General features: G+C 65.1%; 15 protein-coding genes. 5 read left to right on the top strand and 10 right to left on the bottom strand.

Annotated features, from left to right (window positions below):
• Positions 1-27: 27 nt before the first annotated feature.
• From EV669_RS07475 to EV669_RS07485, 3 genes are all read right to left on the bottom strand, one after another.
• Positions 28-366, bottom strand: a complete 339-nt coding sequence (locus EV669_RS07475; RefSeq protein WP_132098290.1) for a DnaJ family domain-containing protein — start codon at positions 364-366, stop codon at positions 28-30.
• A 106-nt stretch (positions 367-472) separates the two neighbouring features.
• Positions 473-784, bottom strand: coding sequence for a DUF3861 domain-containing protein (locus EV669_RS07480; RefSeq protein ID WP_132098291.1), 312 nt, complete (start codon positions 782-784; stop codon positions 473-475).
• Positions 785-850: 66 nt separating this feature from the next.
• Complete coding sequence (locus EV669_RS07485) at positions 851-1,459, bottom strand: FMN-dependent NADH-azoreductase (protein ID WP_054286697.1); 609 nt, start codon at positions 1,457-1,459, stop codon at positions 851-853.
• Positions 1,460-1,571: 112 nt separating this feature from the next.
• Between EV669_RS07485 and EV669_RS07490 the strand changes: the two genes are divergently transcribed.
• The 4 genes from EV669_RS07490 to copM all read left to right on the top strand — a co-directional run bounded on the left by EV669_RS07490 (position 1,572) and on the right by copM (position 3,883).
• Complete coding sequence (locus tag EV669_RS07490; protein WP_054286696.1) at positions 1,572-2,495, top strand: LysR substrate-binding domain-containing protein; 924 nt, start codon at positions 1,572-1,574, stop codon at positions 2,493-2,495.
• Positions 2,496-2,604: 109 nt separating this feature from the next.
• Positions 2,605-2,928, top strand: coding sequence for a hypothetical protein (locus EV669_RS07495; RefSeq protein WP_132098292.1), 324 nt, complete (start codon positions 2,605-2,607; stop codon positions 2,926-2,928).
• Positions 2,929-2,980: 52 nt separating this feature from the next.
• Positions 2,981-3,412 carry a DUF411 domain-containing protein gene (locus tag EV669_RS07500; protein ID WP_055433309.1) on the top strand — a complete coding sequence of 144 codons (432 nt, stop codon included), beginning with the start codon at positions 2,981-2,983 and terminating at the stop codon, positions 3,410-3,412.
• Between the two features lie 66 nt (positions 3,413-3,478).
• Positions 3,479-3,883: a CopM family metallochaperone gene (gene copM / locus EV669_RS07505; protein WP_132098293.1), complete on the top strand. Its 405-nt coding sequence runs from the start codon at positions 3,479-3,481 to the stop codon at positions 3,881-3,883.
• Positions 3,884-3,982: 99 nt separating this feature from the next.
• On the opposite strand, the gene EV669_RS07510 is transcribed toward copM, so the two are convergent.
• From EV669_RS07510 to EV669_RS07535, 6 genes are read right to left on the bottom strand one after another with little or no spacing between them, the layout of a single operon-like run.
• The gene (locus tag EV669_RS07510; protein WP_054286692.1) at positions 3,983-4,369 is read right to left on the bottom strand and encodes a response regulator; all 387 of its coding nucleotides are present in this window, start codon (positions 4,367-4,369) and stop codon (positions 3,983-3,985) included.
• Positions 4,370-4,398: 29 nt separating this feature from the next.
• On the bottom strand, positions 4,399-4,779 hold the full coding sequence (locus tag EV669_RS07515) for a response regulator (RefSeq protein WP_072242795.1): 381 nt from the start codon (positions 4,777-4,779) through the stop codon (positions 4,399-4,401).
• Positions 4,769-5,977, bottom strand: a complete 1,209-nt coding sequence (locus EV669_RS07520; RefSeq protein WP_132098294.1) for a hybrid sensor histidine kinase/response regulator — start codon at positions 5,975-5,977, stop codon at positions 4,769-4,771. Before EV669_RS07520 ends, EV669_RS07515 begins: the two co-directional genes overlap by 11 nt.
• The gene (locus tag EV669_RS07525; RefSeq protein WP_132098295.1) at positions 5,977-6,585 is read right to left on the bottom strand and encodes a chemotaxis protein CheB; all 609 of its coding nucleotides are present in this window, start codon (positions 6,583-6,585) and stop codon (positions 5,977-5,979) included. Before EV669_RS07525 ends, EV669_RS07520 begins: the two co-directional genes overlap by 1 nt.
• Entirely contained in the window at positions 6,582-7,406 is an 825-nt protein-coding gene (locus tag EV669_RS07530; protein ID WP_054286688.1) for a CheR family methyltransferase, read from the bottom strand. The genes EV669_RS07525 and EV669_RS07530 overlap by 4 nt, the downstream gene beginning before the upstream one ends.
• Positions 7,403-10,924 carry a response regulator gene (locus EV669_RS07535; protein WP_132098296.1) on the bottom strand — a complete coding sequence of 1,174 codons (3,522 nt, stop codon included), beginning with the start codon at positions 10,922-10,924 and terminating at the stop codon, positions 7,403-7,405. The genes EV669_RS07530 and EV669_RS07535 overlap by 4 nt, the downstream gene beginning before the upstream one ends.
• A gap of 218 nt (positions 10,925-11,142) precedes the next feature.
• On the opposite strand from EV669_RS07535, the gene EV669_RS07540 reads away from it, so the two are divergent.
• A complete protein-coding gene (locus EV669_RS07540) occupies positions 11,143-12,237 on the top strand; it encodes an AI-2E family transporter (protein ID WP_132098297.1) in 1,095 nt (364 codons plus the stop codon).
• Between the two features lie 9 nt (positions 12,238-12,246).
• On the opposite strand, the gene EV669_RS07545 is transcribed toward EV669_RS07540, so the two are convergent.
• The gene (locus EV669_RS07545) at positions 12,247-14,121 is read right to left on the bottom strand and encodes an ABC transporter ATP-binding protein (RefSeq protein ID WP_055433316.1); all 1,875 of its coding nucleotides are present in this window, start codon (positions 14,119-14,121) and stop codon (positions 12,247-12,249) included.
• Positions 14,122-14,198: the final 77 nt, after the last annotated feature.

The raw sequence follows: 14,198 nt of genomic DNA on the forward strand, positions 1-14,198 counted from the left end.
TCGGCCAACCGTGCCTGCGCCCGAGCGTCAACCGCGCAAACGGTGCAACAGCCACAGGGCCCGGGCGTAGCGCGCCGCGGCCGAAGGTGCGGTGTCCGGTCGCGCCAGCACTTGGGGCAGCCACGCTCTTTGGTCGGACTCGGCCACGCCACCGGGCCCGCCCGCGAGGAGACGTCGCATGTCGTCCAATGGGCGGGCCGCCCCTATCGTTCGCAACAGGCGCCAAGCCATCCGTTCGTCTGGCATCAGCCCCGCCGGGGCATCGTCCTCCGGCAGGGGCTGTCCGGCGCACGCCAGGCTCTTCCAGTCGCCCCGCTCCACCGCCTCGTCGATCCGGCGCTCGCCGATCAATGCCAGTGCATCCATGTGAAATGTCCCGTTTCAGCCTGCATGTGCTCCAGTTGGGGCTGGCCACGCCAAAGCCAAGCCGTAGCCGACACTGCAGACGACCGGCATGCTATCCGCAGGCTGCTCAGGCCTCGGGCATGGCGCTCGCTGCAGCTTTGCCCTGTCCAGCCGCCTTCAGCCTCTTGATAAAGTCCCCCAGCGCGTCTTCGGCCAAGGGGGCGAAGAGCGGGTCCTTGCGGTGCGCTAGGACCACTTCGCCCAGCAGCTTCAGGCCTACCGCCAGCGCGGCGGCCTCGTCGTTCTCGAAGCGACCCAGACCACGCAGGCGTTCCACGATCGCCAGCATGTCGTCGTGGCACGCCGACTCGAACGCCAGCGGCGCCCGCGCCACATCGTCCAGGTCGGTGACACTGATCAGGTAATGGTGTGCAGCCATCGGCTCCTCCGGAAAGAAAAAGGGCGCGGAACCCTTCCGCGCCTTGGGGATGATGCAGTGTCCGCCTCAAACCGCCAAGGTGGCGATGACGTCCTGGGCGGTGCGGATGGCCGCTTCACGCTGAGCCTGTCCCATGTTAACGGCTTCGGCCCGCACCACCTCGATGTCGGTGATGCCCAGAAAGCCCAGCACGGTCTTGAGGTAGTCTTCCTGAAAGTCCATCAGCTGACCCTGACCGGTGCTGTAGACGCCGCCGCGGCCGGAAACGATGTAGACCTTCTTGCCCCCAGCCAGACCCACCGCGCCGGCTTCGGTGTACTTGAAGGTGCGGCCGGCAGCGGCCACGCGGTCGATCCAGGCCTTCAGCTGTGAGGGAATGGAGAAGTTGTACATCGGCGCGCCGATCACCACTACGTCGGCCGAAAGGAACTCGTTGAGCAGGGTTTCGGTGCACGCTTTCTCACGGCGTTGGACATCATTCCACTCGGCTTCCGGCGTGAAGTTGGCTCCCAGGATCTCCCCAGACAGGTGGGTGATCGGCTCGGCGGCCAGATCGCGGTAGCTGATCTCGCTCTGCGGATGGGCACGGCGCAGGGCGTCGACCAGGGCGCCGGTGAGGAGACGGGTGACCGACTGGCCGCCCAGTACGCTGGAGTCGAGGTGAAGGATATGCATGGCGGTTCCTTATTGGATGATGGCGATTGACAGGATTGAGCATAAGAAACTGCACGCCCTGCGACTAGATGGTTAGAATCGGAAACATTGTTCCATCATCAGGACAATCCTAATGAGCGATCTGAACGACCTCTACTATTTCGCCAAGGTGGTAGAGTACGGCGGCTTCATGGCAGCCGGCCGGGCTCTGGGCGTGCCCAAGAGCCGGCTCTCCCGGCGGGTGGCCGAACTGGAGGAGCGGCTGGGGGTGCGGCTGCTGCATCGCACCACCCGCAAGCTGGCACTGACCGATCTGGGCACCCAGTACTATCGCCACTGCCAGGCCATGCTGGCCGAAGCCGAGGCCGCACAGGAAACCATCGATCGGGCACGCGCGGAGCCACGCGGCGTGGTGCGTGTCAGCTGCCCGGAACTGCTGTGCAAGACACTGCTGGCACCGGTGCTGCCAGGCTTCATGCAGCGCAACCCTCAAGTGAAGGTATGGCTGGAGATCACCAACCGCCGGGTGGACCTGCTCGAAGAAGGGGTGGACGTGGCACTGCGCGTGCGCCCGCAGATGGAGGACAGCGCCAGCCTGGTGGCGCGGCGCCTGGGCATCAGTGGTTACGCGCTCGTGGCCAGCCCGGCACTGCTGGCCACCCACGGCATGCCGCGCCGGCCCGAAGACCTGCTGGCCATGCCGGTGGTAGCCATGAGCCGCCCGGATAACCGTACCAGCATCGTCCTGACCGACCCTACCGGTACCACCCAGACGCTGACCTTTGATAGCCCGCGCCTGATGGGCGACGACCTGGTGCTGCTGTCTGCTGCCGCAGAGGCTGGCATCGGCATCGGTGCCCTGCCAACGCTGGTCTGCCACGAAGCCATGGCCGCCGGCCGGCTTGTGGCGCTACTGCCGGAGTACCAGCTTCCTGGCGGCATTCTGCATGCGGTGTTTCCTTCCCGACGGGGGCTGGTGCCGGCGGTGCGCGCCTTCATCGACTTTCTGGTCGAAGAACTGGTGCCCCCCAACCATCCTGCCTACGACCGGCTCTGACCCGTTTCACCAAGGGCTGCGCTGGATCAAGCGTTGCCGGACTTTACCCCTGGCGGGTATGCAGGAGTGTGCTAGGATAGCGTCTATCCTGACATGGCGGAGTGGCCCCGTGGCGTTCCTCAAGATGCTGGTATTGCTGTTCAGTCTGGTCCTGCTACCGCAGGCCGGTCTGGCGCTGCCTGCCGCCTCCGCCAGCACGCCCACCTCGTGCCACGATAGCCGCCCCGCTCCGGACTGCCCATCGGCCCATACCGCCGATCACAGCGCCACACAGGGGGCCTCGGCCTGCTGCCAGCTGCCGGCCGCCACACCTCCGGCGGCGATCACCCTGCCTGCGGCACCGCTCAAGCCGGTGCACGCCGGCCATGTCTGCCTTCCGGTCGCTTCGCGCGACACCCCGCCTCCGGTCCCGCCGCCCCGCGGCCTCGTCTGAACGACGACACCGGCTGACGCCGGCTGCCTATTCCTATCGACCGGAGAACATCATGTCTTATCTGACCCGGGGAGGTCTGGCGCTGCTTGCTGCGCTGGCCCTGCCCGCTTGGGCGGCAACGCCCGGCACCCTCTACAAGGACCCGAACTGCGGCTGCTGCGGTGCGTGGAACGAACACATGAAAAAAGGCGGGTTTGCGCTGGAAACCCGCGCCGATGCCAACATGTCTGCCCTGAAGGACCGCTACCGCGTCCCGGCAGACCTGCGCTCCTGCCATACGGCCGTGGTCGGTGGCTATGTCTTCGAAGGCCATGTCCCGTCCGACCTGGTGGCGCGCGTACTGAAGGAAAAACCCAGGATCGCTGGTCTGGCGGTGCCAGGCATGCCGCCGGGCAGCCCCGGCATGGAGAGCCCGACACACCAGCCGTACAAGGTGATCGCCTTCGACCGTGACGGCCGCCGGCAGGTATATGCCTCGCGCTGACGCCGTAATGTCTTTTGCCATGACCCATTGCGCAGGCTGCCTGGGGCAGCCTGCAGGAGAACCGAAATGAAAACACTATTGATGCTGGCCGCTGTTGCCACCCTCTCCCTTTCGGCTGCGCAGGCCGCCACCCCTGCAGCCCCGGCAGCCTGCCCGATGATGCAGGGCGGCGCGCACCCGATGCATGGCATGGCGATGCCCCAGGGGGCGCAGACTCCGTCCACCCAGGGTTACCTGGCCGCCCATCGCGGCATGATGCAGGGCATGGCGATCCCGTATACCGGCAACGCCGACTATGACTTTGCCGCCGGCATGGTACCGCACCACCAAGGGGCGGTGGACATGGCCCGTGTAGAGTTGCAGTACGGCAAGGACCCGGAGCTGCGCAAGCTGGCCGAGGAGGTGATTGCCGCGCAGGAGAAGGAAATCGCCTTCCTCAAGGCGTGGATGGCTGCTCACCCGGCCAAGTAAGGAGCACGGCAGGGTTGGCCGAACCCGCTTCGGCCAACCCTGCCCATGACAAAGCCCGGCTCAGGCCGGGCTTTGTCATGGGCATCAGGAGGCGAGGCGTCAGTGGCGGCGGCTGGCGTACTCGTGCACCAGCTCGATAAAACGGTCCAGGTCGGTCAGCTTGCGTATGAACCCGGCTGCCCGGCTGGGCGGCACGCTGTCCATGCCGGTCAGGAAGACCACCGGTGTCTGGTCCAATAGCTGCGGGTGCTCCACTTCCAACCGGGCCAGGAAATCGACCCCGGTCATGTCGTACATACGGAAGTCCAGCAGGATGAGATCTGGCGTCTCGATGTCGTCCAGCACCTGCAGCGCGCGGCTGCCGCTCGCGGCAGTGTGTACCGCATAGCCTTCCATCTCCAGCACCGACTTGTGCAGTTCAAGGATGTCGAGGTCGTCGTCGACCACCAGGATCGATGCCCCCCGCAGAGTATGTTCTTCACGCATGCCCGTATTTCCGTCCCCCGACCAGCCGCTCATGACAGGCTCACCGGTAAGTGGCGCGCTACCGCATCGATCAGCACGCCGATATCCACCGGCTTGCGCACCACCTCGGCCACGCCGCCTGCCAGGAAGGGCTCGCTGATGGCGGTGAGCACCAGCACGGGGATGCGCTGCCACGCCTCGGGCCAGCGGCCGCTGGCCAGCTCTGCCAAGAACTGCGGGCCATCCATCACCGGCATCGTCAGGTCCAGCAGGATCAGCGCAGGCAGGGTCTGCGCGCTCTGAAGCGCCTGCAGCGCTTCACGCCCATGCGCCGCAGTCAGCACCTCGAACCCCTCGCTGACCATGATTTCCTCAAGACATGCCCGGATGTCCGGGTCGTCCTCGACGATCAACAACGTATTAGCTTGCATCCGATGCCCTATTCCCTTCTACGGGCAGCTCCACGATGAAGGTCGAGCCCTTGCCCAGTGCGCTTTCCACCCGGATGCTGCCGCCGTGGGCCCGTACGATCTGGTCTACGATGTACAGGCCCAGCCCCAGTCCGCCGATCTGCGAGGCGGAAACCACCCGCTCGAACTGCTGGAAGATGCGCGCCTGATGTTCTTCAGCAATTCCGATGCCCTCGTCACGCACCGAGAGCCGCGCCCGTCCGTCACCCGCCTCCAGTACGATGGTCACCGGCTTGCCCGCCCCATAGCGCATGGCATTGGTCAGCAGGTTGATCACCACCTGTTCCACGCGAAAATGGTCCCAGTAACCCACGACGGGCCCGGGCACGGTCAGCGTTACCGTGCAGCCCGCTGCGGCCAGCTGTTCGCTGAAACGGTCCACCACATCATGCACCAGTTCGCTCAGGTCGAAGGTGGCCGGGTGCACCGTCAGGCGTCCGGAGCGGATGCGCGAGATGTCGAGCATGTCGTCGATCAGCCGGATCAGGCGCTGGATCTGCCGATCGTCGCTTTCCACCATCTTGGCGATCTTGTCGATGGTAAAGGCGGAGGCATCGCCCTTCTTGAGGTAGCGCTGACGCAGCTGGATCTGCAGCTTGAGCGATGTGAGCGGAGTCTTGAGCTCGTGCGAGGCGATGGACATAAATTCGTCGCGGATGGTAATTGCCTTGCGCAGCTCCTCCTGGGTCTCGGTCAGCTCCTGCAACAGCGCTTCCTGTTCCTGCCGGTTCCTCTCCAGCGTCTCCAGCTGGTGCTTGAGCACCTTACTCTGCCGGTAGAGGTCCACGAACACGTTGACCTTGCTTTTGACCGTATGGGCGTCCAGCGGCTTGTGCAGGAAGTCCACCGCTCCGCTCTCATAGCCCTTGAAGGCATAGTTGAGCTCACGCCCCCCCGCCGTCACGAACACAATGGGGATGTGCTTGGTCTTCTCTGTGCCACGCATGAATTCGGCCAGCTCGAAGCCGTCCATGCCCGGCATCTGCACGTCCAGGATGGCCAGGGCGAAATCGTGCGCCAGGAGCAGCTCCAGCGCCGCATCGCCCGAGGCCGCCTTGTGCACCACCACATCGTCGCGCCGGATCAGGGCCTCCAGCGCCAGCAGGTTCTCCGGGACGTCGTCGACCAGAAGGATGCGGGTCTTTTCTCTGTGGGGCATTACGCTTCCTTTTCCAGCCCGGCCAGAAAGCGGCCGATGTCTTTGAGCGGCAACACGGCCCGGGCAGCGCCCAGTTCCACCGCCGCGGCCGGCATGATGGAAATCATGGCTTCGGCCGGGTCCTGTGCCAGGGTCTGGCCGCCCGCCTCGCGGATGGCCAGAAGCCCGCGAGCGCCGTCCTGGCTGGCGCCCGTCAACAGCACACCCACCGCACGCTCGCCATAGGCGTCCGCGGCCGACCCGAACAGCACGTCGATCGAGGGCCGGGAAAAGTGCACCGGCTCCTCGGTGCTGAGGGCGAAGGTACCGTCCGCCTCCAGAAGCAGATGGTAGCTCGGTGGTGCGAAATAGATCACGCCCGGCTGCAGGCGTTCCTTCTCGTCTGCTTCCTTGGTGGCCAACCCCACCTTGTACGAGAACACCTCGGCCAGCAGGCTGGGCTCGTCGGCTGGCAGATGCAGCACCACCACCACCGGCAGAGTGTAGTGCTTGGGCAGCATCGGCAGCACCGTGCCCAGCGCCTCAATACCCCCGGCAGAGGCACCGATCACCACCACCGCAAAGCGGCGGGCGGGGCGGGGGGCGGAAGTGGGCGCGGCCGTAGTCATTTCTTGCGGAAAATACGGTCTTCGCGCACCACGGGTTCGAACAGTTCCGCATAGGCCGAGAACTGTACGGTCTCCTTGGCGCCCAGCCCCAGAAAGCCCCGGCGGCACAGCGATTCGTGGAAGAGGCCGAAGGCCCGGTCCTGCAGGGCACGGTCGAAGTAGATCAGCACATTGCGGCAGGAAACGAAATGCGTCTCCGAGAACACGCTGTCGGTGGCCAGGCTGTGGTCGGCGAAGGTCACGTTCTGGCGCAGCGACTTGTCCATGATGGCGGAGTTGTAGGCGGCGGTGTAGTAATCCGAAAACGCCCGCTTGCCCCCTGCCTTCTGGTAGTTCTGCGTAAACTTGCGCACGCTGTCCGCGCTGTAGATGCCGCGTTCCGCCTTCTCCAGGCTCTGCGGGTTGATGTCGGTCGCGTAGAGGATGGTGCGTTCCAGCAGGCCTTCTTCATGCAGCAGGATGGCCATCGAGTACACCTCCTCGCCGGTGCTGCAGCCGGCTATCCAGACCTTCAGCGACGGATAGGTGCGCAGCATCGGAACCACATGCTGGCGCAGCGCCAGGAAATAGGTGGGATCGCGGAACATCTCGCTGACCGGGATCGTGAGGATCTGCAGCAGCCGCATGAAGGCGTCCGGGTCGTGCAGTACCTTTTCCTGCAGCGCCGACACCGTCTGGCAGCCAAACTGTTGCAGTGCGTATGCCACGCGCCGGCGTAGCGACGCCGGCGAGTAATTGCGGAAGTCGTGGTTGTATTTCAGGTAGATCGCTTCGATGAGAAGGCGGATCTCGATCTGAAAATTCTCGGGGTAGAGACTCACGCCCGCTCCAGTTGAGGCAGCCACACACGGATCAGCGACAGCAGACGGTCAAGCTCGATCGGCTTGGCCAGGTAGTCGTTGGCGCCAGCCTCGAGACAGCGCTCCTGATCGTCCTTCATGGCCTTGGCGGTCACGGCAATGATCGGCAGCTTGGCCAGACGCGGGTTCTTGCGGATGGCGCGCATCGCCTCGTAGCCATCCATCTCCGGCATCATGATGTCCATCAGCACCAGGTCGATCGGGCGGCCGCCGTCCAGCTTCTCCAGGGCCTCGCGGCCATTGCGGCCGATCTCTACCTGCGCCCCCTTCTGCTCCAGCGCGCTCGTCAGGGCAAAGATGTTGCGCACGTCGTCGTCCACCACCAGGATGGTGCGTCCTTCGAAGGCACGCTCCCGGTTGCGCGCGGCCTTGAGCATGCGCTGGCGCTCCGGTGGCATATCGGCCTCCACGCGGTGCAGGAACAGCGTCACCTCGTCCAGCAGGCGCTCCGGCGAGCGCGCACCCTTGATGATGATCGAGCGGGAGTAGCGCATCAGCTGGGCTTCCTCCTCGCGCGACAGCTCGCGCCCGGTGTACACGATCACCGGCGGGAAGGAGCAGATGTCCTCATGCGTCATCCGCTCCAGGAGCTGACTGCCCTGCATGTCGGGCAGCACCAGGTCGATGATCATGCAGTCGAAGACGTTGGTACGCAGCTGGGTGAGTGCGTCTTCGGCCAAGGCCACAGCCACGATCTCCACGTCGGTGTCGGCGATCAGGCGCGACACGCTCTCGCGCTGGCGTGGGTCGTCCTCCACCAGCAGCACCCGCTTCACCTTCTGCGACAGTTTGGCTTCCAGACGGGCGAAGGCGGCGCGGATGTCGTCCGGGGTTACCGGCTTGAGCTGGTAACCCACCGCCCCCAGATGCAGCGCGGTTTCGGCCCGGTCTTCGGCTGACACCACATGCACCGGGATGTGACGGGTCTTGGGATTCTGCTTGAGCCGCTCCAGCACCGTCAGCCCGGAGTGGTCCGGCAGCTTCATGTCCAGGAGGATGGCGTCCGGGGTGAACTCCTGCGCCATCTGGTAGCCCTCGTCGGCGCCCTGCGCCACGATGCACTTGTAGTTCTGCTCGTGTGCCAGGTCGTAGAGCACTTGGGCGAACTGCGGCTCGTCCTCGATCACCAGCACCGTGCGCCCACTGCCGGCCAGATGGGTGCGGTCGTCGTTGAACACCGGCGGCACCGGGCGCGGACGTGTCTCGGGGACGGCAGGCCGGACCGGCGAGAGCGGCTGCACCAGCGCCGGGCGCTCCGGACGGGGCGTGGGTTCGACCACATGTGCCGGCGGCGTCGGGTCCACTTCGGTATAGCTTTCAGGCAGCGTCAACGTGAAGGTGCTGCCACGGCCGGGCTGACTGTCCACCTCGATCGAGCCGCCCAGGAGGCGGGCCAGGTCGCGCGAGATTGACAGGCCGAGTCCGGTGCCGCCGTACTTGCGGTTGGTGGTGCCGTCGGCCTGGCGGAAGGCTTCGAAGATGATCGACTGCTGCTCGGGCGGGATGCCGATCCCCGAGTCGTTGACGGCAAAGCGGATACGTCCGTCATCATCGCGGCTGACGGCCAGCCGCACGCTGCCGGTATCGGTGAACTTCACCGCGTTGGAGAGCAGGTTCTTGAGGATCTGCTCCAGACGCTGGCTGTCGGTGTAGAGCGTCTGGGCCACGTCTTCGGCCACGGTAGCCTCGAAGCTCAGACCCTTGTCGTCGGCGAGCGGACGGAAGAGGTTGCGCAGGCTGTCCACCAGACGCGGCAGCGAGAACGCCTCGGGGCGAATCTCCAGCTTGCCGGCCTCCACCTTGGAAAGGTCGAGGATGTCGTTGATCAGGTTGAGCAAGTCGTTGCCGGCGGAGTAGATCGACTGGGCAAACTGGACCTGATCCTCGCTGAGGTTGCCATTGGGATTTTCTGCCAGCAGCTTGGCCAGGATCAGCGAACTGTTGAGCGGCGTGCGCAGTTCATGCGACATGTTGGCCAGGAACTCGGACTTGTACTGGCTGGCCCGTCTGAGCTCGTTCGCCTGCTCTTCCAGCTGACGCTGGGCGTGGTTGAGCGCCTGGTTGCGCTGGTTGAGCTCGTCGCGCTGGCGCTCCAGCAGACGGGTCTGTTCTTCCAGGTGTTCGTTGGTCTGCTCAAGCTCGGTCTGCTGGCCTTCCAGCCGTGCCTGTGATTCGAGCAGCGCCCGCGACTGTTCCTCCAGTTCCTCGTTGGCAGCCTTGAGTTCCTCCTGCTGAACCTGCAGCTCCTCGTTGAGATGCTGGGTCTCCTTGAGGATGGACTGCAGCCGCTGGCGGTAACGAGCGGCCTCGATCGCGTTGGCCGCCTTGTCGCACACCCGGCGCACCAGTTCCACCTGCATCGGCGTTAACGCCTGCATGAAGCCCAGTTCCACCACGGCGTTGACGGTCTCGCCCGCTGCGATCGGAGCGATCAGCACGGTGCGCGGCGGCATGTCGCCCAAGGTGGAGCCCACCTTGAGGTAGTTGTCAGGCACCTCGTCCAGCTGCACCAGCCGGTTGTCGGTCACAGCCTGGCCCAGCAGCCCTTCACCCGCATTAACGAGGCCGGGGGCGGCATGGTCGTCTTCTAGCAGCGCGTAGCTGCCGATGCGTTCGATGCGTTTATCGTCGTCCACCAGATAGAGTGCGCCCACGGAGGCGCCGAGGTACTCGGCGAAGAACTGCAGCACATTGTCGGCCAGCTCCGACAGCGACCGCTGGTCGATGACGCGCTCGGCCACCTGCATCTGTCCGGTGCGCAGCCAGGCCTGCTGCTCCAGTTCGGCGTTCAGGACGTTCTGTTTATCCAGCGCGTCGCCATACACCGTGGAGAGGCGCAGCAGTTCGCGCCGCCCCATGTAAGCCAGCAACAGCCCGGTCACCAGCCCGAACAACAGGGTAAGACCCACCATCCAGGTGATGAGGTGGTTGGTGTTCTCGATGCGCTCCAGGCTAAGCCGCTCCTCCATCTGGACGAAGTCGGCAAATTCCTGACGGATGGAGTCGGTCAGCATCTTGCCGGTGCCGGCGGCCACCAGCGTGGACACGTCCTGCCCGCTGCGGCGGATGGCAATCCCTTCGCGCGCGAACTTGCCCCATTGCTGGTACAGCATGTTGATGCGTTCGAGCCGCTGAATCTGGACCGGATTATCGGATACCAGGGCCTTCAGTTCGGCCAGCGAGGGCGTGAAGAGGGCATTGCCGCGGTTGTAGGGTTCGAGGAAGTTGTTTTCCCCGGTGATGAAGAAGCCGCGCAGGCCAGTCTCCACGTCGATCGCCAGCCGCAGCACCTGCTGCGCACGGCCGATGACCTGGCTGCTGTGGGTAACCTGCCTGCTCGCAGACATCAGGTAAAAGATCATGCCGATGAAGAGGGCGGAACTGACCAGGCCCAGGATGATCGGCAGGCTGATGTTGCGTACCAGCACCCGGCGGAAGCTGGTTTCGTCGATGGGTGACGCACCCGACTTGCTGTTCATGAACACGGCCCTTGCTCTCGGCCGTCGTGCGGCCGCCAATGCTGTGCCCGGCCGGGGCCGGGACGGTCTGTCAGGAATAACCGGCAGATGTTAAGCGAGCGTTCGGTTTTGGTGAAGGCAGCGTGGCAGCCCTCTGCCGCAAGGTTGGCCGAAGGCGAGTTCGGGAATGAAGATTGCCCGGCAGGCCTCGACACCGTCGTCCACGCTGCGGAACCCTCATGCCCTTCCATCCCCTTACCAGGCGCGTACTGCGCCGAAGCGCCCTCCAGGTACTGATGCTGTGCATCGGCGTGATGCTGCTGGCCCTGCTGTGGCAGGCAGCCAGCGTATTGCTGGTCCTCTTTTGCGGCGTGCTGCTGGCCCTGTTTTTGTCCGGCTTGGCTGGCTGGCTGAGCAGCCGCACCGGGCTGGGCTACGGTTGGGCGCTGACTGCGGTGCTGGTCGGGCTGGCCGGGAGCGCGGTTGCCGCTCTTCTCGCGCTGGCACCCAGCGTTTCCGAGCAAATGGGCGAACTTTGGTCGCGCATGCCACAACTACTGCGTGGCCTCGTTGCACAGATGGAACACTATCCTTGGCTGAACGGGGTGCGGCAGCGCTTGGCCAGCCTGACAGGCGCGGCGCCTGCCGCTTCGGGCGGCACGCCGGCGCTGCCCACGGGCCAGGCCCTGAGCACGGCCGCGTCGATGTTCTCGGTCACGCTCGGCGGGCTGGTCAATCTGGTGGTCATCCTGGCGCTGGGGCTTTACCTGGCCGTCAGCCCCACCCTGTATCTGCGTGGGCTGATGCATCTGGTGCCCCCTGCGCACCGCACCCGTACGCAAGAGGTACTGGCGGCGCTGGGCAGCACACTGCGTCAGTGGCTGGCTGCCCAGCTGATGGCGATGGCGGTGATCGGCTCGCTGACTACGCTCGGGCTGTGGCTGCTGGACGTGGAGCTGGCGCTGGCGCTGGGGCTCTTTACCGGCGTGCTGACCTTCGTTCCCACCATCGGTCCGGTGATCTCGGCGATCCCCCCGGTGCTTTTGGGGTTGGCCGAAGGCCCGGACAAGGCGCTTTATGTGCTGGCGATGTATCTGGGCGTACAGGCCATCGAGGAATACCTTGTCACTCCGATGCTGCAGAAGCGCATGGTGTCTCTGGCTCCGGCCGTCACTATCGCAGCGCAGTTCCTGATGGGGGTGCTGGCCGGACCAATGGGCATCGTGGTGGCCGCACCGCTGGCGGCTTCGGTGCTGGTGCTGGTGCGTATGCTGTATGTTGAAGGCGCGCTCGGCGATGCAACCGGAGCATCGCCGGCCCCCCCTGCGCCGTGAGCAGACGCCTTAGCGCGCCGGGGTGAGGCGATCCTTGGCAGATTCGCTGTCCCCGTCCACTTCCTCTCCGAGAAAGCCACCACTCTGGTGGGCCCAGAGCCGGGCGTAAAGACCGTTGCGTGCCAGCAGGCTGGCATGGTCACCCTCCTCCACGATGCGCCCTTGGTCGAGTACGATCAGCCGGTCCATCGCGGCAATCGTCGACAGCCGGTGTGCAATCGCCACCACCGTCTTGCCTTCCATCAGGCGGTAGAGGCTGGCCTGAATGGCGGCCTCCACCTCCGAGTCGAGCGCGCTGGTGGCCTCGTCCAGCAGCAGGATGGGGGCATCCTTCAGCATCACCCGCGCAATCGCGATCCGCTGGCGTTGCCCACCGGAGAGCTTCACACCGCGCTCGCCCACATGCGCATCGTAGCCGCTACGGCCTCGGGCATCGGTCAGTCGCAGGATGAAGTCGTGCGCTTCGGCCCGCCGCGCTGCGGCCACCATCGCCTCGTCGCCGGCGTCGGGGCGTCCGTACAGGATGTTGTCGCGCACCGAGCGGTGCAGAAGCGAGGTGTCCTGCGTCACCATGCCGATCTGGGCACGCAGGCTGTCTTGCGTCACGGTTGCGATGTCCTGACCGTCGATGAGGATGCGGCCGGATTCCACATCGTAAAAGCGCAGGAGCAGGTTGACGATGGTGGACTTGCCGGCCCCGGAGCGGCCTACGAGGCCGATCTTCTCGCCAGGGCGGATCGTCAGGTTGAGGTGGTCGATCACCGTGCGCTCGCCCCCGTAGGCAAACGACACATCCTCGAAGCGGATCTCCCCACGACGGACGGCGAGCGTGCCGGCCTTTGGCGTGTCCACGATGCGGCGCGGACGCGACAGCGTGTTGATGCCGTCCTGCACGGTCCCGATCTGTTCGAAGAGCGAGGACATCTCCCACATGATCCAGTGGGAGATGCCGTTCAGGCGCAGCGCCATCGCGGTGGACGCGGCCACCGCGCCCATGCCCACCTGCCCCTGCGTCCACAGCCACAGCGCCGCCCCGGCGGTGCCGGCGATCAGCAGCATGCTCAGGAGATGGTTCACGATCTCGAAACCGCTGACCAGCCGCATCTGCCCGTAGGCGGTGACCATGAAGTCCTGCATCGCGGCGCGGGCGTAGTCTGCCTCACGGCGTGAATGGGAGAAGAGTTTGACGGTGGCGATATTGGTGTAAGCATCGGTGATGCGGCCGGTCATCAGCGAGCGGGCATCGGCCTGACGCGCGCCCATCCTGCCCAGACGGGGCACAAAGTAGGCCACCGCCGCGGCATAGGCCACCAGCCACAGCAGGAAAGGCACCAACAGCCAGGTATCGAAGCGGCCTACCACGATGGCCATGGTGACGAAGTAGATGACCACGAACACCAGGATATCGGTGAGGATCAGAATGGTGTCGCGCACCGCGAGCGCGGTCTGCATCACCTTGGCGGCGATACGGCCGGCAAACTCGTCCTGATAGAAGCCCATGCTCTGGTCCAGCATCAACCGGTGGAAGTTCCAGCGCAGCCGCATGGGAAAGTTGCCCGCCAGGGTCTGGTGCTTCACCATCGTCTGCAGCGCGATTAACACCGGACTGAACAGCAGGATAGCCGCGAGAAGCAGCAGTGGCCCCTTCTGCTCGGCCCACAGCCGCGATGGGGCAACCTCACTCAGCCAGTCCACGACATTGCCGAGCATGCTGAACAGCAAGGCTTCAAAAGCGCCGATCAGCGCGGTCAGCAGCGTCATCGACAAAATGTAGGGGCGCAGCCCCTGCGTGCTGGCCCACAGGAAGGCGAACAGCCCTTTGGGCGGCAGCTCGGGCGCCTGGGACGGGTAAGGATGCAGCAGTCTTTCAAAGAAACGGTACACGGGAGACTCCGTTAAAGAACAGGTGCCCCGCCCCCGAGGGACGGGAGCGGAGCACAGGATACGATGGAACGGGCGCA

This window comes from Gulbenkiania mobilis, from assembly GCA_004346645.1.
Lineage (GTDB): Bacteria > Pseudomonadota > Gammaproteobacteria > Burkholderiales > Chromobacteriaceae > Gulbenkiania > Gulbenkiania mobilis.

Excerpts from the sequence above, each read along its gene's own strand:
- EV669_RS07475 (WP_132098290.1), bottom strand. The coding sequence starts at position 366 with ATGGATGCACTGGCATTGATCGGCGAGCGCCGGATCGACGAGGCGGTG.
- EV669_RS07510 (WP_054286692.1), bottom strand. The coding sequence starts at position 4,369 with ATGCGTGAAGAACATACTCTGCGGGGGGCATCGATCCTGGTGGTCGAC.
- EV669_RS07525 (WP_132098295.1), bottom strand. The coding sequence starts at position 6,585 with ATGACTACGGCCGCGCCCACTTCCGCCCCCCGCCCCGCCCGCCGCTTT.
- EV669_RS07535 (WP_132098296.1), bottom strand. The coding sequence starts at position 10,924 with ATGAACAGCAAGTCGGGTGCGTCACCCATCGACGAAACCAGCTTCCGC.
- EV669_RS07490 (WP_054286696.1), top strand. The coding sequence starts at position 1,572 with ATGAGCGATCTGAACGACCTCTACTATTTCGCCAAGGTGGTAGAGTAC.
- EV669_RS07485 (WP_054286697.1), bottom strand. The coding sequence starts at position 1,459 with ATGCATATCCTTCACCTCGACTCCAGCGTACTGGGCGGCCAGTCGGTC.
- EV669_RS07515 (WP_072242795.1), bottom strand. The coding sequence starts at position 4,779 with ATGCAAGCTAATACGTTGTTGATCGTCGAGGACGACCCGGACATCCGG.
- EV669_RS07500 (WP_055433309.1), top strand. The coding sequence starts at position 2,981 with ATGTCTTATCTGACCCGGGGAGGTCTGGCGCTGCTTGCTGCGCTGGCC.
- EV669_RS07540 (WP_132098297.1), top strand. The coding sequence starts at position 11,143 with ATGCCCTTCCATCCCCTTACCAGGCGCGTACTGCGCCGAAGCGCCCTC.
- EV669_RS07520 (WP_132098294.1), bottom strand. The coding sequence starts at position 5,977 with ATGCCCCACAGAGAAAAGACCCGCATCCTTCTGGTCGACGACGTCCCG.
- copM (WP_132098293.1), top strand. The coding sequence starts at position 3,479 with ATGAAAACACTATTGATGCTGGCCGCTGTTGCCACCCTCTCCCTTTCG.
- EV669_RS07480 (WP_132098291.1), bottom strand. The coding sequence starts at position 784 with ATGGCTGCACACCATTACCTGATCAGTGTCACCGACCTGGACGATGTG.